Raw genomic sequence first — 22,133 nt, 5'->3', positions numbered from 1 at the left:
CTCGAAGGCCCCGTCCCCATTCCCGCTACACACGGCATCCCGCAATGCTCGAATTTCCCCGCTGGAAGTACGCCATCATCCTGCTCGTGGTGTTCCTGTCGGCGCTCTACGCGCTGCCCAACATCTATCCGCAGGACCCCTCCGTGCAGGTCACCGCGTCGCGCGGCGTCGAAGTCGACGAGGCGCTGCGCACGCGCGTCGGCGAGGTGCTGCAGACCGCAGGCGTCGCACCCAAGTCCGTCGATCTCGACGAGGACGCGGGCAATCTGCTGGTGCGCCTGCATGATCTCGACGAGCAGACCCAGGCGTCCGAGGCCCTGCGCACCGGGCTGGGCGAGAACTACACGGTCGCGCTGAATCTCGCACCCACCGTGCCGGACTGGCTCACCCGCTTCGGTGCCAAGCCGATGCTGCTGGGCCTGGACCTGCAGGGCGGCGTGCACTTCGTGATGCAGGTCGACCAGCAGGCCGCGCTGGAGCGCCGCCTCGACGCTTACGCCGAAGAGGCCCGGGCGATCCTGCGCGACAACCGCATCCGTTACGAGTCGGTCGAGCGCCGTGCCGACGGCTCGATCCTCGCCGTGCTCGATCCCGCCGCCGACGTGTCGCGCGCCAATTCGCTGCTCGCCGCCGACCAGCCGGTGCTGATCCGCAACGTCAGCGGCCAGCGTATCGCCATGCGCGTGCCGGATTCCGAGCTGCAGCAGATTTCGGCCGATGCCATCGACCAGAACATCACCACGCTGCGCAACCGCATCGACGAGATCGGCGTGGCCGAGCCGGTGATCCAGCGTCAGGGCAACAACCGCGTGGTGGTGCAGTTGCCGGGCGTGCAGGACACCGCCGAGGCCAAGCGCATGATCGGCGCGACCGCGACGCTGGCCTATCACTCGGTGGTCGAAGGCGACGCCTTCGAGGCCCAGCGCACCGGTATCGTCCCGCCCGGTGCGCGCCTGTACACCGACCGCCGTACCGGCGGCCCGGTGCTGCTCAACCGCCGCGTCATCGCCACCGGCGAGGAAATGGTGACCGCGCAGTCGACCTACGACGAGAACGGCCTGCCCGCGGTCAGCGTGACCCTCAACGCCGCCGCCGGCAGCCGCATGTTCGACTTCACCAGCGCCAATGTCGGCCGCCCGATGGGCGTGGTCTACATCGAGCGCATTCCGCAGGTGCGGATGGTCAACGGCGAAGAGGAGCGCACCTTCCGCGTCAGCGAGGAGGTGATCTCGGTCGCCAACGTCAACGCGGTGTTCGGGCGCAACTTCATCACCACCGGCCTGGACAAGGCGGAGGCGGACGATCTCGCCCGCCTGCTGCGTTCGGGTTCGCTGGCCGCGCCGATGGACTTCGTCGAAGAGCGCATCGTCGGCCCCAGCCTGGGCCGCGAGAACGTGGAGCGCGGCGTGACCGCGGTCGGATTCGCGTTCATCTTCACCCTGATCTTCTTCATGCTGTACTACCGGATGTTCGGCCTCATCACCACGGCGGCACTGCTGATCAACCTGGTGATCGTGACCGCGGTGATGTCGATCTTCGGCGCCACGATGACCTTGCCCGGTTTCGCCGGTCTGGCGTTGTCGATCGGCCTGTCGGTGGACGCCAACGTGCTGATCAACGAACGCATCCGCGAGGAATTGCGCAACGGGGTACCGCCCAAGGCGGCGATCGCGATCGGCTACGACAAGGCGTCGACGTCGATCTTCGACGCCAACGTCACCGGCATCCTCGCAGGCGTCGCCCTGTACGCCTTCGGCACCGGCCCGCTGCGCGGGTTCGCGATGACCCTGGTCGTGGGCATCATCGCCTCGATGTTCACCGCGCTCACCGTGACCCGCGGGATCGCCACGCTGATGTACGCACGCCGCAAGAAGCTGAAGTCGCTGGCGATCTGAGGACGCACACGAAATGAAGATTTTCCCGCTGACGCTGATCCCCAGCGACACCAAGATCGACTTCATGCGTGCCCGCACGCCTGCGGTGCTGCTGGGTCTGCTGCTGTTCCTGGGTGCGATCGGTACGATCCTGTTGAACGGCTACAACTTCGCGCTCGACTTCACCGGCGGCACCGCGGTGACGCTGCGCTTCGACCAGCCGGCCGATGTCGAGATGGTGCGTTCGCGCCTGGCCGATACCGGGCACGAGAACGCCCAGGTGCAGGCTTTCGGCGCCGGCAACGACATGCTGGTCCGGCTGCAGGCCGAAGGCGACCAGATGACCGTCGACGAGAACACCGCGCTGGTGGCCGAGGTGGTCGAGGCGGTCAGCACGGCGGAGAATCCCGCAACCGTGCTGACCAGTGAGTCGATCGGTTCGCAGGTCTCGGCCGAACTGACCGAGCGCGCCATCGAGGCGGCGATCTTCGTGCTGGTCGGCTTCCTGATCTACATCGGCTTCCGTTTCGAATGGAAGTTCGCGATCGTGGCCAGCGTCACCACGTTGTTCGACGTGATCATCGTGGCGGCGTTCTTCTCGCTGAGCGGTCGCGAGTTCGACCTCACCGTGCTGGCCGGTCTGCTGTCGGTGATGGGCTTCTCGATCAACGACACCATCGTGGTCTTCGACCGCGTGCGCGAGAACTTCCGCACGGTGCGCGCCGATCCGCTGGAGATCTTCAACCGCTCGATCAACCAGACCCTGTCGCGCACGATCATCACCTCGGTGGTGTTCTTCCTGTCGGTCAGCGCGCTGTACATCTACGGCGGCGGATCGCTGGAGAGCCTGGCGCTGACCCAGATGGTGGGCGCGGTGGTCGCGACGCTGTCGTCGATCTTCCTGGCCTGCCCGCTGCTGACCTACGGCTTCCTCAAGGTCACCAAGCAGGACCTGCTGCCCAAGGCCAAGGACGAGGCGGCGCTGGCGCGTCGCCCCTGAGGCCGGTTCACGGGACCGACGCGCCCGGCACCGGTGCCGGGCAAAAAAAGACCGCGCCTCGGCGCGGTCTTTTCGTGTTCCCCGGGCGGTGCCCTCTATCGCGCCGTCGTCGCCATCGGCGTCGGCGTTCCCGACGTGCCGGGCCGCCGCGCGACGCCGACGGCTCAGCCGAAGCTGGCGGCGTAGCCCGACGAGACCAGGGTCTTCTGCAGCGGCTCGATCAGGCGCACGTTGGTCGCCACGATCTGCCGGCTGATGCTGTTGTCGCGGCCGTCCAGCGGCGCGATGCCCGCGCCCTTGAAGTCGGCCACGCGGCCGCCGGCCTCGCGCACCAGCAGCACGCCGGCGGCGATGTCCCAGGGCTTCACCCCGGCTTCGAAGTAGGCATCCAGACGTCCGCACGCGGTATAGGCGAGGTCGAGCGCGGCCGAGCCGCTGCGGCGGATGTCTTCGGCGTCGCGCAGCAGTTCGCGCACGCACTCCAGTTGCGCGCCCACGCGCACGCGCTCGCGCGGCGGGAAGCCGGTGCCCAGGGTGGCGCCGGCCAGTTCGCGGCGCTCGCCGATGCGGAAGCGACGCTCGTTGAGCTGCGCGCCCGCACCGCGGGTGGCGGTGAACAGCTCGTTGCGCAGCGGGTCGAAGATCACCGCGTGCAGCGGTTCGCCGTTCTCCACCAGCGCGATGGACACGCACCAGTGCGGATAGCCGCGCAGATAGTTGCTGGTGCCGTCGAGCGGGTCGATCACCCAGGTGAAGCGGCTGGGGCCGCGGTTGCCCTTCTGCTTGCCGCCTTCCTCGCCGAGGATCGCGTAGTCCGGATGGGCGCGGCGCAGGTCCTTGACGATGGCTTCTTCGGCGAGGCCGTCGACTTCGCTGGCGTAATCCAGTCGCTCTTTCTCCACGACATTGAGGGCATCGAGCCGGTGCATGTGGCGCAACAGCACGTTGCCGCCGGCGCGAGCCGCCTTGACCATGACATTGACGGCGGGTTGTAGCATCGCGGAGGACTCCGGGCGCGGAAGCGGCTTGCGTGAAGCCGGATGACAGGGAAAAAGAACGAACCGGCGTCGAGGCCGGCCGCGCAGTTTACCATTCGCGCCATGGACTCCGCCGCTCCCACCGCTGAACGCATCCGCATCGTCCTCGTCGGGACCCAGCACCCCGGCAACATCGGCTCCGCAGCGCGGGCGATGAAGACCATGGGCCTGCATCGCCTCGCCCTGGTCGCGCCGCAGCGCTTCCCGCATGCCGACGCCGAGGCGATGGCCGCCGGTGCCGGCGACGTGCTCGCCGACGCGTCCGTGCATGACACCCTGGCCGAGGCGGTCGCCGATTGTCGCTGGGTGGTGGGCTGCACCGCCCGCGATCGCCGCATCGCGCTCGAACAGCTCGCGCCGCGCGACGCCGCGCCCCGGCTGCTGGCCGAGGCGGGCGAAGGCGTGGTGGCGGTCGTGTTCGGCCGCGAGCGCACCGGTCTGGAGAATCACGAGCTGCAGCTGTGCCACGCCGCGGTCCACATCCCCGCCAATCCCGACTACAGCTCGCTCAATCTCGCCCAGGCGGTGCAGGTGCTGGCCTACGAACTGCGGCTGTGCCTGCTCGCCGCGGACGGTGGACGGACGCCGGTCGCGGTCCCGGTGCCGACGCGTACCGAGCGCCGCGAACCGCCGGCCAGCCATGCCGAACTGGAAGGCTTCTTCGGCCAACTGGCCGACACGCTGGACGCGATCGACTTCCACAAGGGACGCACGCCGGAAGCGGCGATGCACAAGCTGCGCCGCGTGTTCCTGCGCGCGCAACCCGATGCCCGCGAAGTAAGGCTGCTGCGCGGCGTGCTGGCCGATGCGCAGCGGATGGCCCGTTTGGCAGGCGAGCGCGACCCCGGGACCTGAGAGACGGAAACCTGAGCGAAGCGCGCATTGTGGCGGCTGGAGCCTTGGGCTAGTCTGCCTGAATCTGATCGCCGTCCCGGATCCCGCTTGTCCGCAGCCGCCTGCATCCCTTGTCGATGGTTCTGCGGGCTCGCGCTCTTCATGGCCCTGGTCGCGGGTGCCCGCGCCGACGATCACGTCCTGGTCCTGGGCCGCATGAGCGACGACCCCAAGGCGCACTACGAGCAGTTGCGGCCGTTGCTGGACTACGTCGTGCCACGCATGCGCAGTGTGGGCATCACCGAGGGGCAGATCCTGATGGCGCGCGACGCCGCGCAGATGACCAGTTATCTCCGGCGCGGGCGCGTCGACTGGGTGACCGAAACCGCGGCGAGCGCGATGTTGTTCGAGCGCAGGGCCGCCGCCCGAGCCCTGCTGCTGACCGAGCGCAGCGGCGTCAGCCGTTACCGGACCCTGTTCTTCGTGCGCGACGACAGCCCGATCCGCAGTCTCGACGACATGCGCGGTCGCAGCGTCGCGTTCCAGCGTCGCGCTTCCACCAGCGCCTACTTCGTGCCGGCCCACGAGTTGCTGGCGCGCGGCCTGCGGTTGGAAGTGCTGTTGTCGCCGAAGGACGTGCCGCCCGCCGACAGCGTCGGCTATCTGTTCGGGCGTTCGGAGAACAACCTCTCGCACTGGGTCCACAAGCGGCTGGTCGATGCCGCGGCGATGAGCAACCTGGACTGGGCACGTCCCGACGCGGTGCCCGACAGCCTGCGCGACGATCTGCGGATCGTGCATGAAACCCCGGCGTTTCCGCGCGCGCTCGAGATGGTCCGTGGCGATCTCGACCCCGCCGTGGCCGCCCGGCTGCGCGAGGTGTTGCTGGAGGCCTCGGCCGATCCCGGCGCACGGACGGCGCTGCAGCACTTCTTCGGCACGACGCGCTTCATCGAGCTCGGCGCCGACGACGAAGCCGGCCTCGACTTCATGCGCGACGTGGTCGAGCGTGTGAGCCAGGACGTCGAATGATGCGCTACGGCCTGCATGCCCGCCTGCTGACCGTGATCGTGGGGGCCACGCTGGTCTCGCTGCTCCTGGTGACGTTGATCATGCAGCGCTACGGGTCGATGAGCGAGGAAGTGCTCGATCGCAGCCGCAGCTCGATGCAGACGCTCGTGCACGACCGGCTGGTCGCGCAGGGGCGGGCGACGGTGGAGCGCGTGGCCGAGGCCATGGTCAATCCGCTGTACTACTTCGACCTCGACGCCATGGGCCAGGTGCTCGCCACCGTGCGCGAGCAGCCGGACGTGGATTACGTGCTGGTGTACTCGCCCGAGGGCGAGATCCTGCACGACGGGTCTTCCGACATCCTGGTCTACGGCAAGACCATGGACGATCCGTTCGCAACGGCGGCCATCGGGGCGGAGGCCGTCCACGTGCAGGCCAATGCGCGCATCCTCGATGTCGCCGCGCCGATCCGGCTCGGCGGGGAGCGGCTCGGCGGGCTGCGCATCGGGTACTCGCTGGCGACCCTGCAGGCCGACGAGAGCGCCGCCAGCACCGGCCTGAAGCACTCCGTGGACGAGATCAGTCGCCGGCACCTGGACTGGGTGATGCTGCAGCTGGTCACGTTGGCCATCCTGGTGATGGTGGTGAGCTTCCTGGGGCACCGGGCGCTGGTCCTGCCGATCCGCCAGCTGGCCGACGCCGCGCGCGAAATCGAACGCGGCAACTTCGATGTCGACATTCCCGAGACCGGCCGCAGCGACGAGGTCGGCGACCTGATGCGCGGGTTCCGGCGCATGGGCGAAAGCATCCGTCGACACGACCGCGAAGTCCGCACGATCGCCTACTCGGACGCCCTGACCGGGTTGTCCAACCGGCTCGCGTTCCGCGAGGTCCTCGACGATCGCATGATCGAATCGCACGGCGGCGAGCGCTCGCTGGCGCTGCTGTTCGCCGATATCGACGATTTCAAGCGGGTCAACGACACCCTCGGTCACGACGCCGGCGACGAGGTGCTGGTGCAGTGCGCCGAACGCGTGCAGCAGGCACTGGATCGATCCGGGAGCAACGCCATCCTGGCGCGCTTCGGCGGCGACGAGTTCGTGATCCTGCTCGAGGGCGACGCGGCCGGCGGGGACCTGCGCGAGGCTGCGGCCGCGCTGGCCGGCGTGATCGTCAGGGAACTGGCGAGCCCGGTGACGGTGCAGGAGCGCCAGGTCTTCCTCGGCATCTCCGTGGGCATCACCCTGTATCCCGACGACGCCAGCGGCGCGACCGCGCTGATGAAGAACGCCGACATCGCGATGTACCAGGCCAAGGTCGCCGGCAAGAACTGCTATCGCTTCTACAGCCGAGCCATGGACCTGGCGGTGGAGCAGCGCATCCATCTGGAACAGGACCTGCGTGGCGCCTGGGAACGCGGCGAGCTGTCGCTGGTCTACCAGCCGGTGTTCGAGATCGCCGGCAACCGACTGGTGGGCGCCGAGGCGCTGCTGCGCTGGCAGCATCCGCGGCAAGGCATGGTGGCCCCGTCGGTCTTCATCGATGTGGCCGAGCAGAGCGGCCTGATCGAAACCCTGGGCCCGCAGGTGCTGCGCGCCGCCTGCGCGGATGCGGTGCGCTGGATCAGCGCACACGGCTGCTACCGCGATTGCTTCGTGTCGGTCAACGTGTCGCCCCGGCAACTGCGCACCGGCGATCTCGACCTCCAGGTCGAGGAGGCCCTGCAGGCGAGCGGCCTGCAACCGCACCAGTTGCATCTGGAACTGACCGAGACCGCGGTCATCGCCGACGAGCTGCGCGTGGGCAGCGTGCTCGGCCGGCTCCGCGCGCAGGGCGTGAAGATCTGGCTCGACGACTTCGGGACCGGCTTCTCTGGGCTGAGTCACCTGCGCCGTGTGCCGGTGGACGGGGTCAAGATCGACCGCAGTTTCGTCGCCGACGTGCTGCGCGATCCGGACGATCTCGCGCTGACCACGGCGATCATCGCCATGGGCCATTCGCTGGGCATGACCGTGGTGGCCGAGGGCGTGGAGAGCGAAGGCCAGTTCGACCTGCTGCGCGAACGCGGCTGCGACTACGCGCAGGGTTATTGGCTGGGTGCGCCGATGCCACTGGACGCGCTGATCGCGCTGTCGGTGACCTGAGGCCGGCACACGCATCTGCAGCGTGCGTCCAGGCACGCGGCTCACGCCCCGCGTGGCGAACGGGGCGGGTGCGCGAGGCGGTGCAGGACCGCACGAGCCGCAGTGTGGGCGGAGGGCGCTACTGCCGGGGACTTGCGTCAGGTCGCCGCGCCGGCCCCCAGCCAGTCGGCCGCGGCCGCGGCGAGCGCGCCCGACAGCACGCCGAACACCGCGATGGCGACGAGGCCCACGGCCCAGCACAGCAACATGAACGCGCCGTCGCGTTCGATCAGCGCCAGCGCGTAGGCCAGCAGGAGCGCGCCGAACAGGAAATTGGTGAACGGGATCGGCAAGGCCAGCAGCAGGCCCAGCACGACCAGCAGCAGGCCGGTGAACATCGCGCCGGGGCGCCTGTCGAGCACGCCGGTCATGCGCGGCCGCACCACCCGTTCCAGGCGCTGCAGCCAGGGCGCGATGCGGCGTTCGAAGCGGATCAGGCTGTCCCGGCGCGGTCCGCGCTCGGCGAGGAAGCGCGGCAGCCAGGGCTTGCGCAGACCGATCAGCAATTGCGCGCCGACCAGCATGGTCAGCGGCCCGCTGAGCGCGCCGGCCACCCCCGGGATCGGGATGAACGCCGGCAGCGCGGCGACGAACAGCAGCATGCCGAACACGCGCTTGCCCAGCCCGGCCAGCAGGTCGCGCAACTTGAGGGTGTCGTGCGGATCGCCGACCGCGTAGGCGGCGAGCAGGGCCCGGATGCCGGCCTCCTCGTCGTCGCCCGGCTCGCGCTGGGGCTCAGGCGCCATGCGCGCCGCCTTCCGTCCCCGGCAGGCGCTGCATCAGCAGCTTGTCCACGCGCGGACCGTCGAGGTCGACGACCTCGATCCGCCAGCCGGCCCACTCGAACGATTCCCCGACACGCGGAATCCGCCCGAACCAGGCGATCGTCATGCCGGCGGCGGTGTGATAGTCGTGGCGATCGGCGTGGGGCAGGGCGCCGCCGAGCAGTTCGCGCACGTGATCGACGGTCAGTGCGCCATCCACCAGCAGCGAGCCGTCGTCGCGGGTCACCACCAGCGGCGTGGCGTCCGCACCGTCGCGGGTCTGGGCGCGGCCGATGACGGCCTCGAGCAGGTCGTTGATGGTGATCAGACCGGTGATGTCGCCGTACTCGTCGACCACCAGGGCCAGCGACTGCTGCTCCTCGCGGAAGATCTCCAGCAGCTTCATCGTCGGCGTCGACTCGGACACGAACAACGGCTCGCGCAGGTACTTGAACAGGTCGAAGCTGCGCTCGTCGAGGCGGTCGATCAGCGACTTCACCTCCAGCACGCCGACCACGTCGGCATCGCTGCCGCGCAGCACCGGATAACGCGAGAACGGCGTGGCGCGCATGGTCGCCAGGTTGTCCTCGAAGCCGTCGTCGGCGTCGAGCCAGGCGATGCGCACGCGCGGCGTCATCAGACTTTCGGCATCGCGATCGCCGAGGCTGAGCACGCGATGCATCATGTTGCGCTCGTCGTCGTCGATCACGCCCTGCTCGTGGCTTTCGCTCACCAGCATGCGGATTTCCTCTTCGCTGACCGACGCGGCCTCGGTGTTGTCGAGACGCAGCAGCCGCAGCAGGCCGCGCACGCTGGAACTGAGCAGCCAGACGGCCGGTGCGGCGACCCGCGAGATGCCGATCATCGGCACCGCGATGACCGACGCCAGACGTTCCGGCGCCAGCAGCGCCAGTCGCTTGGGCAGCAGTTCGCCGAAGACGATGGTCAGGAAGGTGATCAGCCCCACCGCGAGGACCAGGCCCACGGTGTGCGCGTAGGCGCCCAGCGCCGGTGCGGTGCTTTCCAGCCAGGTGCCGATGGAACGTCCGATCGCCTCGCCGCCGAACATGCCGGTCAGGATGCCGATCAGGGTGATGCCGACCTGGACGGTGGACAGGAACCGTTCCGGGTGTTCGGCGAGATCCAGTGCATGGCGCGCGGTGCGGTGGGTCCGCGCCAGCTGCTTGAGGCGCGGCTTGCGGGAGGTGACCACCGACATCTCCGACAGCGCGAAAAACGCGTTGCAGGCGATGAGGAGCAGGACGATCAGAAGTTCCAGCATGGGCGTCGGTCCAGGGTGGACAACGGGCCGGGAGACCGGCTGGAAGAGCGGCTCGAGCACCGGTTCGAGCGGGGGAGGCCACCGGGTGAGGCCGGCGGCGGACTGGCGTCTTCGTCCATGGGCTTCGGTCTGCGCATCAGCGCGGGAGCGCATGATATCAGCGGGCGTGAGGGCGACGTGGAGGCCGCCGGGGGCGCGGGCGGCGGGGCGGTCGTGGCGCGCGGGGCGCCGTCCCCGAGGGCGTCGTTGCGCGCCGTCGCGAGGCCACGTGGTGGCGTGCGGAACCCGGTCGCATGCGGGAACCGGGGTCGGGGGTTGCGCACGACTGCAACAAAAACGTCATAATTCGCGCCCTGATGCGCCCGGGATCCGCCGGGCCCGAGGGACCCAAGCGCATGTTCTCCCTGCAAACCATGTTCGGCCGCGGCAACCAGTTCTACACATTGCTGGAAGAAGCCGCGGTGGCCGCCCACGATTCCGCCAGCGCCCTGCACCGGATGCTGCGCGAAAGCGACCGCCAGCCGGCGCTGGACGCCTTCAAGCTGGCCCGCCTGCGCGAACGCGAGGTGTCCAACCAGATCAGCCAGGAACTGGTGGACAGCTTCATCACGCCGATCGAGCGCGAGGACATCGAGGCGCTGGGCTCGGCGCTGTACAAGATTCCCAAGCAGATCGAGAAGTTCGCCGACCGCTACGCGCTGGCGCTGCAGCAGCTCGAGCACATCGATTTCGCTCCGCGCGCGGCCATGCTGGAACAGGCTTCGGGCGTGGTGGTGAAGATGGTCCGCGCGTTGCCGAAGATGAAACTCGAGCCGATGAAGCAGCTCAACGACGAGTTGCGCGCGCTGGAGAACGAGGCCGACCGGCTGATGCTGGAACTGTACCGGGACATCTATTCCGGCCGGCTGGATGCCGTGCAGATGTTCCTGCTCAAGGAGTTCTTCGAGATTCTCGAGAAGGCCATCGACCGCTGCCGCGAGGCCGGCGTCGTCGCCTTCGAGATCGTCCTCAAGAACTCCTGATCCGGACGTTACCGCCATGAATTTCCGCCTGATCGCCCTGGCGCGCGCGGCCTCGTCCGCCTCGCGCCGTGTCCGGAGGAGCCCGGCGTGCTGACCCTCGTGCTGATCGTCGTGTTCACCGCGCTGGTGTTCGAGTACATCAACGGCTTCCACGACACCGCCAACTCCATCGCCACCGTGGTCGCGACCAAAGTGCTCACGCCGATGCAGGCGGTGGGCATGGCCGCCTTCATGAACCTGCTCGGCGCGCTGATGGGCACCGCGGTGGCCAAGACGATCTCGTCGGGCCTGATCGACGCCGGGGTGATCGACGTCGGTTCGCAGCTGATCCTGTGCGCGCTGCTGGGCGGGATCGTGTGGAACCTGATCACCTGGTGGCTGGGGCTGCCGTCGTCGTCGTCGCACGCGTTGATCGGCGGCCTGATAGGCGCCGCGCTGGCGGCGTCGTACAACGATCTCGGCGTGATCATCTGGTCCGAGCCGACCGACCCCGCCTGGCGCAGCGAGGGTGTGCTGTGGAAGGTGATCGTGCCGATGGTGAGTTCACCGGTGCTCGGGTTCGCGGTCGGCTTCATGATGATGGGCGTGCTGTTCGCCGGCATCGCGGCGATGGCCGGGGCCGGGGGCTGGCTGAAGCGCCTCGCCCGGCCGCGCTGGGTCAACGGATTCTTCGGCAAGGCGCAGATCGTCAGCGCCGCCGGCATGGGCTTCGCCCACGGCATGAACGACGCGCAGAAGACGATGGGCATCGTCTCGCTGACCCTGATCAGCGCGCAGGTGGCGGGTACGCTCGACAGCCTGCCGTGGTTTCTCGACTTCCTGCACCCGTCCGACGCCGCCCTGGCCGAGGGCGACATCGACACCTGGATCAAGATCACCTGCGCCCTGGTGATGGCGGCCGGCACCGCCGCCGGCGGCTGGCGCATCATCAAGACGCTGGGCCACAAGCTGGTCAAGCTGCACCCGATCCACGGCTTCGCGGCCGAGACCAGTGCGGCTTCGGTGATCCTGGGCGCCTCGTCGCTGGGCATCCCGCTGTCGACCACCCACAACATCTCCGCCGCGATCATGGGCGTGGGCACGGCCAAGCGCTTCAACGCGATCAAGTGGAGCGTGGTCAACAAGATGGTCTGGGCGTGGATCCTGACCATCCCGATGTCGGGCGGTATCGCCTACGGCCTGTTCCGGCTGCTGCAGTCGATGGGCTGGGACTGAGCGCGGCGGATTCTCGACACGATCGCCGGCGTCCGGGGTGTCGGGCGTCCTGCTCGACGCCGGTCCGGTTCGAAGCAAGTGAGCGGCCCGGGCATGGCCGAGGGCTGAAGTCGCATGCGCCGCGTTCGCCCGTGTCCGGGTCGGCCGGTTTCCGGCTCGGCGAGCGTCCCGTGCGCGGGTAGAGCGGAGGGCATGCGGCCGATGAGCGCGCGTGACAGTCGTCGTCGGGGCGCGCACGCGGCCGGACCGGGGATGTTACCGTCCGCCCATCCGCGACCGGGGAAGGGCGCCATGGCGACGCATCTGGACGATCCGGCGGCACGCGACGCTGCCATCCGCGCCGCGGTGCGCGCGATTCCGCACGGGCAGGTGGCGGGCTATGGCGAAGTCGCGCGGCGTGCGGGTCTCCCTGGCCGCGCGCGGCTGGTGGCGCGCGTGCTCGCGACCAACCCCGATCCCGGTCTGCCGTGGCATCGCGTGTTGCGCAGCGACGGGCGGATCGCCTTTCCACCGGGCAGCCGCGGCTGGCGCGAACAGACCGCGCGCCTGCGGGCCGAAGGCGTCCGCGTGGAAGCGGGGCGCGTCCGGGGGCAGCCGGCTGCCGCCACCCTGGACGCGCGGCTGTGGGGGCCGGAAGCTTGAGCGCGTGAGTCCGGTGCGTGCCCGGTTATCATGAGCCCACTCATCAGAGAGCGCGGATGTTCTACAACCCACCTCCCGTCACCAAGGCCCTGTTGATCCTCAACGGTGTGCTGTTCCTCGCGCAGGCCGCGATCGGCAACCTGCTGGCGCCGTTGATGCTGTGGCCGCTGGGCGGAGCCGATGCGGGCGGCCTGGGCTTCATGCCCTGGCAACTGCTGACCTACGGCTTCCTGCACGGCAACCTGCCGCACCTGCTGTTCAACATGCTCGCGTTGTTCATGTTCGGCGCGCAGCTGGAGTACACCTGGGGCCAGCGGCGGTTCCTGACCTACTTCCTGGTCTGCGTCGTGGGCGCCGGCCTGTGCCAGTTGGTGGTGGTGAGCTGGTCGCTGGCGCAAGGCGGCGGCGCGTATCCGACCGTGGGCGCCTCGGGCGGCGTGTTCGGCCTGCTGCTGGCCTACGGCATGCTGTTCCCGAACCAGCGGGTGATGCTGCTGATCCCGCCGATCCCGATGAAGGCGCGCACGCTGGTCATCGTCTACGGCGCGATCGAACTGCTGCTCGGCATCAGCGGCACGCAGTCCGGCGTGGCGCACTTCGCGCACCTGGGCGGCATGCTGTTCGGCTGGCTGCTGATCCAGCAGTGGCGGGGCCGTCCGCCGTTCGGCCGGCGGCGCCCTCCGAGCGGCAACGTCCGCAGGTTCTAGCCCGAATCGACATCGCTCCCTTCTCCCGCTTGCGGGGGAAGGTGCCCGAAGGGCGGATGGGGGCGCGCCGAAGGCGCGTCGGCACCTCGCGCGAGCCTCTCATCTGGCGGAGTGCGCCACCTTGTTCGAGAGATGGCTCCCTTCTTCTGCGAGCGGGGGGAGATGCCAGAGAGGCGGACGGGGCGCCGGAGGCGCGCTGGCGACCGGGTAAGAGCCCCTCATCCGGCGCTTCGCCCGGCCCTTCTCCCGCAAGCGGGAGAAGGGCCGGGCGAAGATCCACGCGGCCGCGCCCGGAGGCATGAGCACTGCGGGTGCGGGTACGCAACCCCGTAACCCTGCGTTCCATGCATGCCCGTGCCGGGTGGGTGCGGCGCCCCCATTCTCATGACCTGTCCATTCACGGAGCCCACCATGAGCACCCTCGATCCCACCCGCTACGCCCGCGTCGCCGGACGCCTGCGCGGCCAGCCGGCGTCCGATGGCGCCGGCGTGCGCCTGACCCGGGTGATCGGCAGCCAGCAGCTGCCCGATCTCGATCCGTTCCTGCTGCTCGACGAATTCGGCACCGACAAGCCCGAGGAGTATCTCGCCGGCTTCCCCGAGCATCCGCACCGCGGCTTCGAGACCGTGACCTACATGCTCGACGGCCGCATCCGCCACCGCGACAACAAGGGCAACGAGGGTGTGCTCGTACCGGGCGGCGTGCAGTGGATGACCGCGGGCAGCGGCCTGGTGCATTCGGAGATGCCCGAGCAGGAGGAGGGCCGCATGCGCGGCTTCCAGCTGTGGGTCAACCTGCCCGCGCGGGACAAGATGACTGCGCCGCGCTACCAGGAGTTCGGGCCCGAGCGCATCCCCACGGCCACGCCGGCCGACGGCGTGAGCGTGAAGGTGATCGCCGGGCGCGTCGGCGAGGTGGAAGGACCGGTGGCCCAGCCGGCGACCGATCCGGTGTACCTCGATGTCGTGCTCGACGCGGGCCGCGACTGGACCCACGCGCTGCCCGAGGGGCACAACGCCTTCGTCTACGTGTACGAGGGCGGGCTGTCGATCGGCGAGGGCGAGGACGCGCGCGAGGTGGAGACCCAGCATCTGGCCGTGCTCGGCGGCGGCGACGTGCTGCGCCTGCGGGCGGGCGATGCCGCCACGCGCGCCATCGTGGTCGCGGGCCGGCCCCTGCGCGAGCCCGTCGCACGCCACGGTCCGTTCGTGATGAACACGCGCGAAGAGCTGATGCAGGCGTTCGTGGACTTCCAGGAAGGGCGGTTCTGAGTCCGCTCGCCGGCCCTGCGGGGCCGGCGGACGAGGCGACGGCGGGCGCTCACCGGCACCGCCGTCCTGTCGTGAGCGCGGGAACGACCGCGCTCACGGGCGCCACGCGCGTCATGCAGGGCGTGGCGGCCACGCCGAGGTCGCCACCGCGGACGGCGCGTGGCCGTCGAATCCGCCGATGGTGCGTCCGTCGCCGATGGGCCCGTTGCTGGTAGAGCCGTGGCCGGAGGTCAGTTGCTGGTGAAGCGCGGCTCGTCGAAGCGCAGCGATTCGAGCAACTGCTGGTTGCGCGCCAGCTGGGCCGGATCGCGCGCATGCAGCCAGACGTGCATCAACTGGCCATTGCCCAGCGACACGAGGGTCTCGCGGACCAGCGTGTCGGGTTCGGAGGCGACTTCGCCGCGGTACCAGCGGACCTCCTGGCCGGCGAGCATGCCGCGGCCTTCGCGATTGCCGCGGCGCGGCTCGAACGGCGAGCGCTCGGCCAGGTACAGGCCGAAGGCCTCGCGCCCGGTCTCATCGATCGCACGGCATACCAGGAACGACGCGTTGCCGCGCTGGGTCCAGCTCAGCCCGGCGTCGCCGGGCAGGCGCGGGCATTCATCGGCCTGTTGCGCCAGCGCCGGCGGCACGCACAGGACGGACAGCAGGGCGCAGGCAGCCAGGGCCGGCAGCCGGCGGACGATACGGTTCATGCGGTCTTCCCCCTCTTCCATGGTCTCGGCGCGACTCCCCATCGCGCGTGAACCCTCCCGGGACAGACAGTAGACCGGGAGCGGGTCGCAATACAAATGTCAGCCGGTCATTTCTGCGGCAGCGGGATGAACTCCTCGTCGTCGCCGGGAATGGTGCCGAAGCGGCCGGCCTGCCAGTCGTCCTTGGCCTGCTCGATGCGTTCCTTCGACGACGACACGAAGTTCCACCACATGTGGCGCCGCCCGTCGAGCGGATCACCACCGAACAGCATGGCCTTCACCGATGTCTTCGCACGCAGCACCGCCGGCGAGCCTTCGTCGAGCACGATCAGGTGCCGCGCGGGCACATCCGCGCCGTCGACCTGCGCATCGCCTTCCAGCACGTAGAGCGCGCGCTCGCGGTGGCCGGCATCGATGCGGGTCTCGGCGTCGGCTTCGAGATCGATCGCCACGTTGAGGATCTCGCTGAAGGCGCGCACCGGCGACTCGTCGCCGTAGGCGCGGCCGGCGATCACCCGCAGCAGGGTGCCGGCGCGCTCGATCCGCGGCAGGGTCGAGGCGGCGTGGTGATGAAACTCGGGCGCCACTTCCTCGTGCTGCTGCGGCAGGCCGACCCAGGGCTGCATGCCGTGGACGGTCTGGCCGTTGCCGCGCGGGTCGGGCGGGGTGCGCTCGGAATGCGCGATGCCGCGGCCGGCGGTCATCCAGTTCACGTCGCCGGGAGTGATGTCCTGCAGCGAACCGAGCGTGTCGCGATGCCGGATCGCGCCGTCCCACAGAAACGTCACCGTGGCCAGTCCGATGTGCGGATGCGGACGGACATCGATGCCGGCGCCGGGCTCGAACACCGCCGGCCCCATGTGGTCGACGAAGACGAACGGGCCGACGCTGCGCATCTCCATCGTCGGCACGGCACGCCGCACGACGAAGCCGTCGCCGAGATCGTGGCTGCGGGGGGCGATGATGCGGGTCATGAGCGGGCTCCGGCGGGCGTGGGGCGAGGGGCCAAGCCTCGCACATCGCCGCGGTCGCCCGCGCTAACTCGCCGGAACCCCACGTTCCAGGAATGGTGCGATGGCGGTTCGCCAGGCGCTACGCTTGTCGTCCAGCCGCAGTGCGGCGTGCGCCGGGCTGGTCGACGGCAGGCGCACCGACGCCACGCCGGTCGGCAGCGTGGCACGGGCATGGCGCGCGAACGCCTGCGCCGCGGTGGCACCGTTGAAGGCCACCAGGCGGACCCGGGGATGCGCGGCGAAGAAGCGCGCGAAGTCGTTGGGCACCATGCTGTCCGCGGCGATGTCGGCATCCAGGCTGCCGGGACGCACGCAGTGCGCCAGCACGTCCCACAGCGCGATGCCGGCGGCGCGCAGACGCGCCAGGCGTTCGGCGTAGGGCAGCGAAGGATCGGCGCCGGCCAGCGCCCCCATGATCGGCCAGAAGGCATTGCGCGGATGCGCGTAGTAGGCCTGTGCCGCCAGCGACGCGGCGCCGGGCATGCTGCCGAGCACCAGCACGCGGGCCTCGGGCGTGGCCACCGGCGGCAGGCCGGTCAGGCGCGTCTCCCCCGCGTCCGGGGTCGTGTCCTGCGTCGCGTCCGGTCGGCGTGGCCGGTTGCGCCCCGCCACGGTCAGTGCGTCTCGTCGCGGCGCGACGCGAGGCGGTCGGCCAGCCGGGTCGGTTCCGGAAGCCGGTAGCCGCGCAGGCAGCGCTCGGTCAGCGCGACCGTGGTCTCCAGCGAGACCCGGTGCCCGGGCGAGATCACCAGTGGATTGCAGCGCGCCTTGCTGCGCAACAGCGCGCCGACGGTTTCGCCCCGGTGGACCAATGGCGAGCGATCGCCGGGTGCGGGGCCGGGCGGCTCGCCATGGCCCGCCAGGATCTTCTTCGCCACGCCGATCGTCGGCAGGTCGGTCGCCACGCCGAAGTGGGCGGCGATGCCCAGCCGCCGCGGGTGTGCGATGCCCTGGCCGTCGACGAACACCAGGTCGGGCGCCTGCGGCAGTTGTGCCAGTGCCGCCAGCAACGCCGGCAGCTCGCGGAAACTCAGCAGGCCGGGGACATACGGCATGGTGGTCGGCAGTCGCGCGACCACGCTCGCCAGTGGTGCCAGTGTCTGCGCATCCAGCAGGACGGCGGCGGCGCGGGTGGTCGCGCCCTCGTCCTCGAACCCGACGTCGAACCCGCCCAGCACGCGCAGCGGATGCGGCAGGGCATCGGTCAGGCGAACGCGCTCGGCCAACTCGGTCTGCAGCGCGCGAGCCGCGGCGACGCTGCCGTCCCAGCCGCCGAAGGCCGTCGCAGGCGTCGCCGGCCCGGTCATCCTCAGAACGTCCGCGTGGTCAGGCGCACCTCGCCGCTGGCGCGGATCCGCACCTCGTAGAGATCGCCGTAGTCGTCCTCGTCGAGCGGCAGCACCGGGCAGGCGCACAGCGTGGACACCAGTGCCGGCACCGTATTGCTGTGCCCGACCACCAGCACCTGCTGGCCGGCATGGCGGATGTGCAGCACGGTGGCGGTGTCGGCCGGCGGGCGTGCGGCATCGTAGTCGCGCACGTCCAGGTCCTTGGCGCGAGCCACCGGCGCCACCGTTTCGCGCGTACGGCGGGTGGGGGGGGCGTACACCGCGCGCAGCGGCGCATCGACCAACGCCGCCGCCAGTGCGTCCGCGCGGGCCCGGCCCGCGGCCGACAGTGGCGGATCGTTCGCCGGCGTCTCCGCCTTCTCGGCGTGACGCACCACGATGAATACGGTGTCCGAGCCCGGTTTTGCCGTAGTCGCGCAGGCGGACAGCAGGAGCAGGAGCGGGAGCAGCAACAAGCGCATGGGGGATGTGACGGATGCGGGGGCGCCCATGATGCCGCCGGGAGGCGCCGAGCACAAAAACGCAGGCTGGCGACCGGTTACCCGATACGTTCGCGGAAGCCAGCGAGCGGTCGACATGCACGCCACCCACGTCCGCACGGGCGACGCGAACATTTCGCGTGATCCTATGCAACCAACCTCCCGACCCCGAGCGTGATCGCCAGGCAGGCGACCACGTACCCGAAGTTGGCCGCGGCCCGGACTGCCCAGGGCTGTGCCGCGAGATCCAGGCCGGTGGCGCGGCCCAGCAACACGCCGAGGCCGAGCAGGAAGAACCACGGCGTGAACAGGAAGGCCGGTGCGCCGCGCACGACGGCCGTCACCGCATCGTGCAGGGCGCCACAGAAGACGAATGTCGCCACCAGGGCGATCGGCGCGGGCACGACCCGCGACAGCGGGGCATGGATGTACCGGCCCAACGCATAGCCGAAGACGGGATTCCAGTGCCGCCAGAAGGCCGCGAACGTCGGGGCGCCGAACGAGCGGTGCAGCATGTTGCGCAGGCTTCCGCGTGCGCCTGCCGGGACGCCGTTGCGATGGACGATGTACCGGGACAGGGTGAGTGCTTGGCGTTGCATGGCATCTCGCAGAGTTGGTGGCGAGCGGGCAGGGGGCGCTTGCAGTGTTGAACGGCGTCAGCGTGAACGATCGACCGGCCCCCGCCGAGCTGCGTCGCGTCTGGATCGCAGCCCGACTGGCGCCGTGCTGCGTGGCGGCGTCGCCTCGAATCGATCGTCAGGCATGTTTCCGACGCCACCAGATGCCTGTGCATTCCGGGACCACCGCATCGGAGACGTCGACGGTCTGCAGGAAGTCCTCGCCGAAGAAGAAGCGGAACAGGTCCTGGCCTTCCTGTGCGGACTCGAACCTGTAGTCGGTCCTGATGGAGATGGAGGAAAACCCATGGTCCTTCTCCAGCCATGCGTAATAGCGCGCGAGGCGTTCGGTCGGTGGGTGCGGCTGCTCGCGCCCCGTCCCCAGCGTCTCCAGGATGATGGCCGTACCGCCCGGACGCAGGACACGTGACATTTCGTCCAGCGCCGAGCCGATTTCGACTTTCCATGCATCCGGGAACCAGTCGCAACAGTGGCCCAGCGTCCATCCCGCGATGGCGATATCGGCCTCGCCATCAGGCGCCGGCAAGGCCCTGTTCGCGGCCGGGGCCAGGGTGACGTTCGAGATCGCCAAGTCGGAGAGTCTGGATGTCGCCTCATCCAGCATGTGCGCGGATGCATCGAAGGCATCGACACTCGCGACATGCGGGGCGATCAACCTGGTGAGGCGGCCGCTGCCAGCCCCCAGTTCGATCACCTTGCTGCCCGACAGCGGGACGATGCGCTCGAGTGCCGGGAGGATGTTGCCTTGATGGTCCTCCCGACTCACCAGGACATCGTACGTTTCCGCGTGGTGTCCGTAGATGTGCTTGAAGTGTTCGCTCACCGTCTCTCCTGGGGGCCTGGTGACCGGGCCGGCCGTGCCGTGGCGCGCGACCGGACCCCGTGAATCGTCGAGCGCGTACGGCTAGTCGTGCTGAAGAATGTTGACGAGGCTGGCGGGTGATCCGTGACATGAAACCGACGGACGCCCCCAAACCTCCATCCCACACATCAAGCGGCGTCCGACTTCACTCATGGGTCAATCAGCCAGGCCAAGGCATCCGGCGAGCGATCGAAGGCGCGGAACTGCGGGTGGCGACGCGCTTCCCGCAGGAACTCGTGGAATCTTTCCGGATAGGCGTCATCCGGGTCGAAGACAGCCGCCACACGCAGGCGGGTATCGACGAGCCTCTGCACGAACTCCCCTGCGAATCCGGTGCGGAGTTGAAAGAACGCCGGGGGCAGCGCCCCGGCATGTATGAGAAGCAAGTCGGTATCCGCATCACTGCAGGCGTAAGCCAGTTCCATCGAATCCCGGGCGTCCGTGATGCCGGCGATGCACGCCATGATGGTCTGGTCGGAACGCTGGATGGGTTGAAGCTTCATGCGTGCTTTCGCCGTACCTGCTGCCAGCCGCGTCGTGATGCGGCATCGGATCGAGATCGAAGGAGTGGCCGGCGCATCGAGGCGGGCGCCGGCACGCCTCGCGCGTCGCGCGGCCAGGAAGGGGAGCCGCCAGGTCCTGGCGCTACGCGAGACTAGCGAGCCGAGGCGGGCGTTCGCTTTCTGCCACGAAAGATCCGAAGCCATGCGATCGCCTCCAGGACGACGCCCACCGCGACGAGCGCCAAAGCTCCCGGCATGCTGCCCGCGATGTAGGCAGCGATGGCAGCGACGAAGAGAAGCAAGGTGACGAGGTGTCTCATTGGGGTGCTCCGACGGGTGAGGGGGGCGCCCGGGTGACGCCGCCCCGGCGCGAACGCGGCTCAGGTCTCGACGAAGGTGCCGAAGCCCGCGCCAGATGACGCTGGGGACCAGCGACCCTCGGGATCGAGCTCGCCGTACGTACCGGACACTGGATCATAGGCGAAGCAGTAGCCCGCCCGATCATCGCCGAGCACCAGCAAGCCGGGCGGACCTACAGGAGCGCCGTAAATATCCTCCGGCGCCACCGGTCCGCTGTACAGCATCCGCCCGCCCGGCGTGTCGCCCCAGCCATGGTGGACGAGATGGGAAACGTAATCAGCCGGAAGCTCCGGGTAGCGCGCGAGGAGGTGCGTTGCGTCCTGCTCCGATAGGGTCGTTGCTGTCATGACGGCCTGGTACTTGAATTGAACCGCGTCGCGAGGCGGCGTTGGCTTCGGGTAACGGGGTGGGTAACGGGGTCAGGTTCACTTATCTTGGCTTCCCGAAGATGGTGGCGGGCGCCAGCATCGCTTACGTGGTGTGGACCGAGGTTGTCGGCGGCCGGCCTCAACGGCGCAAGTTGAGGCGCAGGCGCAACGCGACCGTGCCGCGCTGCGCCTGACGCCGGGCTCAATGCACGCTTGCCGCGCCAGGTTCCACGACGGCCCGCACCCGCTCCCGCTGCACAGGCGAGGCCACAGCGTTGAGGTCGTACCCGGCCGGCACCTCCCGTACCCGCTTGCCGGTGCCTGCCTTCGCTGCGAGCCGCTGCGATTCGATCTCATGGATCATGTCCTTCATGGCGTCCGCGCCGTCGAAGATCGCCGCGCCGATCACGACGACGGTGCCGTCCGCGAGATCGCCGCCGCCACTGGCCATCAGCAGATCCCCTTGCGCCCCCAGCAGATCGAGCAGCCGGTTGGCTTCGTCCAGCTGATCCATCGTCATGCCGAACCTGAAGTCGTCGGCCTGGGCAGCCTCGGATTCGGCGTGCCGGGTGAGCGCGTCCCCATCTGGATCGTCACCAGGGCCGCTCGCCGTCTCGACCACCACCGCTCGCCCGTCCGCCTGCAACCGCACCGGCCCGACCATCGCGTCCAGCACCTCCTGCGCCTGCTCGGCGAGCCGCTTCATGCGACCGGCAAGCGTCAGCGCCTCGATCTCCGGGCCGTTCGCCTCGTCGTCCACACGCGGCGGCGACAGGCGCGACAGTGACGCGAGGTGCTGCTGCAGCGTGTGCAAATGGGCACGGCTCTCCTCCGGCAGGAAGTAACCCTGCGTACCGCGATCTTCCGTCTCGAACTTCGACATCGTCGTCTCCCTCATTCCATGAAGTGCCCGTCCACGAGTGTGGACGGGAAGTCGGGAGGTTAGAAACCGCTAAGAGTCGGCGGGCGTATTTCCCCGAGGGGTGTTGTATTAGCCGCCCTCCCGACGCAGACATCGCGTCG

At 69.4% G+C, this 22,133-nt stretch carries 23 protein-coding genes; 10 read left to right on the top strand and 13 right to left on the bottom strand.

Going from position 1 to position 22,133, the window contains the following annotated elements:
• Nucleotides 1-44 precede the first annotated feature (44 nt).
• Together secD and secF are read left to right on the top strand one after the other, a co-directional pair.
• The gene (gene secD, locus RG19_RS09285) at nucleotides 45-1,895 is read left to right on the top strand and encodes a protein translocase subunit SecD (protein ID WP_058835031.1); all 1,851 of its coding nucleotides are present in this window, start codon (nucleotides 45-47) and stop codon (nucleotides 1,893-1,895) included.
• 13 nt (nucleotides 1,896-1,908) lie between these two features.
• Nucleotides 1,909-2,874 (top strand): protein translocase subunit SecF, encoded by a 966-nt coding sequence (secF, locus tag RG19_RS09280; protein ID WP_058835030.1) that lies wholly within the window; start codon nucleotides 1,909-1,911, stop codon nucleotides 2,872-2,874.
• Between the two features lie 164 nt (nucleotides 2,875-3,038).
• On the opposite strand, the gene RG19_RS09275 is transcribed toward secF, so the two are convergent.
• A complete protein-coding gene (locus tag RG19_RS09275; RefSeq protein WP_058835029.1) occupies nucleotides 3,039-3,872 on the bottom strand; it encodes an inositol monophosphatase family protein in 834 nt (277 codons plus the stop codon).
• A 102-nt stretch (nucleotides 3,873-3,974) separates the two neighbouring features.
• Between RG19_RS09275 and RG19_RS09270 the strand changes: the two genes are divergently transcribed.
• The 3 genes from RG19_RS09270 to RG19_RS09260 all read left to right on the top strand — a co-directional run bounded on the left by RG19_RS09270 (nucleotide 3,975) and on the right by RG19_RS09260 (nucleotide 7,900).
• Nucleotides 3,975-4,766, top strand: coding sequence for an RNA methyltransferase (locus RG19_RS09270; RefSeq protein ID WP_058835028.1), 792 nt, complete (start codon nucleotides 3,975-3,977; stop codon nucleotides 4,764-4,766).
• Between the two features lie 141 nt (nucleotides 4,767-4,907).
• Nucleotides 4,908-5,777 carry a phosphate/phosphite/phosphonate ABC transporter substrate-binding protein gene (locus RG19_RS09265; protein ID WP_058835027.1) on the top strand — a complete coding sequence of 290 codons (870 nt, stop codon included), beginning with the start codon at nucleotides 4,908-4,910 and terminating at the stop codon, nucleotides 5,775-5,777.
• The gene (locus RG19_RS09260; protein ID WP_058835026.1) at nucleotides 5,774-7,900 is read left to right on the top strand and encodes a putative bifunctional diguanylate cyclase/phosphodiesterase; all 2,127 of its coding nucleotides are present in this window, start codon (nucleotides 5,774-5,776) and stop codon (nucleotides 7,898-7,900) included. The genes RG19_RS09265 and RG19_RS09260 overlap by 4 nt, the downstream gene beginning before the upstream one ends.
• A 137-nt stretch (nucleotides 7,901-8,037) precedes the next feature.
• Here RG19_RS09260 and RG19_RS09255 read toward each other — a convergent pair whose 3' ends face one another.
• Nucleotides 8,038-8,685 carry an exopolysaccharide biosynthesis protein gene (locus tag RG19_RS09255; protein WP_058835025.1) on the bottom strand — a complete coding sequence of 216 codons (648 nt, stop codon included), beginning with the start codon at nucleotides 8,683-8,685 and terminating at the stop codon, nucleotides 8,038-8,040.
• Entirely contained in the window at nucleotides 8,675-9,985 is a 1,311-nt protein-coding gene (locus tag RG19_RS09250) for a hemolysin family protein (RefSeq protein WP_058835024.1), read from the bottom strand. Before RG19_RS09250 ends, RG19_RS09255 begins: the two co-directional genes overlap by 11 nt.
• A 395-nt stretch (nucleotides 9,986-10,380) precedes the next feature.
• Between RG19_RS09250 and RG19_RS09245 the strand changes: the two genes are divergently transcribed.
• The 5 genes from RG19_RS09245 (at nucleotide 10,381) to RG19_RS09225 (ending at nucleotide 14,843) form a co-directional block, all read left to right on the top strand.
• Nucleotides 10,381-11,007 carry a DUF47 domain-containing protein gene (locus RG19_RS09245; RefSeq protein WP_058835023.1) on the top strand — a complete coding sequence of 209 codons (627 nt, stop codon included), beginning with the start codon at nucleotides 10,381-10,383 and terminating at the stop codon, nucleotides 11,005-11,007.
• A gap of 87 nt (nucleotides 11,008-11,094) precedes the next feature.
• A complete protein-coding gene (locus tag RG19_RS09240) occupies nucleotides 11,095-12,222 on the top strand; it encodes an inorganic phosphate transporter (RefSeq protein WP_058835022.1) in 1,128 nt (375 codons plus the stop codon).
• Nucleotides 12,223-12,513: 291 nt separating this feature from the next.
• Nucleotides 12,514-12,864, top strand: coding sequence for an MGMT family protein (locus RG19_RS09235; RefSeq protein WP_058835021.1), 351 nt, complete (start codon nucleotides 12,514-12,516; stop codon nucleotides 12,862-12,864).
• A gap of 56 nt (nucleotides 12,865-12,920) precedes the next feature.
• Nucleotides 12,921-13,571: a rhomboid family intramembrane serine protease gene (locus tag RG19_RS09230; protein WP_058835020.1), complete on the top strand. Its 651-nt coding sequence runs from the start codon at nucleotides 12,921-12,923 to the stop codon at nucleotides 13,569-13,571.
• A 411-nt stretch (nucleotides 13,572-13,982) separates the two neighbouring features.
• Nucleotides 13,983-14,843 carry a pirin family protein gene (locus RG19_RS09225; protein WP_058835019.1) on the top strand — a complete coding sequence of 287 codons (861 nt, stop codon included), beginning with the start codon at nucleotides 13,983-13,985 and terminating at the stop codon, nucleotides 14,841-14,843.
• 230 nt (nucleotides 14,844-15,073) lie between these two features.
• On the opposite strand, the gene RG19_RS09220 is transcribed toward RG19_RS09225, so the two are convergent.
• The 10 genes from RG19_RS09220 to RG19_RS09175 all read right to left on the bottom strand — a co-directional run bounded on the left by RG19_RS09220 (nucleotide 15,074) and on the right by RG19_RS09175 (nucleotide 21,993).
• The gene (locus RG19_RS09220) at nucleotides 15,074-15,538 is read right to left on the bottom strand and encodes a hypothetical protein (protein WP_058835018.1); all 465 of its coding nucleotides are present in this window, start codon (nucleotides 15,536-15,538) and stop codon (nucleotides 15,074-15,076) included.
• 107 nt (nucleotides 15,539-15,645) lie between these two features.
• The gene (locus tag RG19_RS09215; protein WP_058835017.1) at nucleotides 15,646-16,512 is read right to left on the bottom strand and encodes a pirin family protein; all 867 of its coding nucleotides are present in this window, start codon (nucleotides 16,510-16,512) and stop codon (nucleotides 15,646-15,648) included.
• A gap of 63 nt (nucleotides 16,513-16,575) precedes the next feature.
• A complete protein-coding gene (locus RG19_RS09210; RefSeq protein WP_238376614.1) occupies nucleotides 16,576-17,163 on the bottom strand; it encodes a DNA-deoxyinosine glycosylase in 588 nt (195 codons plus the stop codon).
• 2 nt (nucleotides 17,164-17,165) lie between these two features.
• On the bottom strand, nucleotides 17,166-17,858 hold the full coding sequence (gene nfi, locus RG19_RS09205; RefSeq protein WP_058835016.1) for a deoxyribonuclease V: 693 nt from the start codon (nucleotides 17,856-17,858) through the stop codon (nucleotides 17,166-17,168).
• Between the two features lie 2 nt (nucleotides 17,859-17,860).
• On the bottom strand, nucleotides 17,861-18,361 hold the full coding sequence (locus RG19_RS09200) for a histidine phosphatase family protein (RefSeq protein WP_058835015.1): 501 nt from the start codon (nucleotides 18,359-18,361) through the stop codon (nucleotides 17,861-17,863).
• 164 nt (nucleotides 18,362-18,525) lie between these two features.
• Nucleotides 18,526-18,978, bottom strand: a complete 453-nt coding sequence (locus RG19_RS09195) for an MBOAT family O-acyltransferase (protein WP_058835014.1) — start codon at nucleotides 18,976-18,978, stop codon at nucleotides 18,526-18,528.
• 157 nt (nucleotides 18,979-19,135) lie between these two features.
• Nucleotides 19,136-19,840, bottom strand: a complete 705-nt coding sequence (locus RG19_RS09190) for a class I SAM-dependent methyltransferase (protein ID WP_058835013.1) — start codon at nucleotides 19,838-19,840, stop codon at nucleotides 19,136-19,138.
• Nucleotides 19,841-20,028: 188 nt separating this feature from the next.
• Nucleotides 20,029-20,586 (bottom strand): DUF4180 domain-containing protein, encoded by a 558-nt coding sequence (locus tag RG19_RS17230; protein WP_082672577.1) that lies wholly within the window; start codon nucleotides 20,584-20,586, stop codon nucleotides 20,029-20,031.
• A gap of 176 nt (nucleotides 20,587-20,762) precedes the next feature.
• The gene (locus RG19_RS09180; protein ID WP_058835011.1) at nucleotides 20,763-21,089 is read right to left on the bottom strand and encodes an SMI1/KNR4 family protein; all 327 of its coding nucleotides are present in this window, start codon (nucleotides 21,087-21,089) and stop codon (nucleotides 20,763-20,765) included.
• A 223-nt stretch (nucleotides 21,090-21,312) separates the two neighbouring features.
• Entirely contained in the window at nucleotides 21,313-21,993 is a 681-nt protein-coding gene (locus RG19_RS09175) for an XAC0095 family protein (protein WP_157515222.1), read from the bottom strand.
• Nucleotides 21,994-22,133: the final 140 nt, after the last annotated feature.

It is taken from the genome of Luteimonas abyssi (assembly GCF_001482195.1).
Taxonomy (GTDB): Bacteria; Pseudomonadota; Gammaproteobacteria; order Xanthomonadales; family Xanthomonadaceae; genus Luteimonas; species Luteimonas abyssi.
This window is presented reverse-complemented; position numbering and strand designations above follow the sequence as displayed.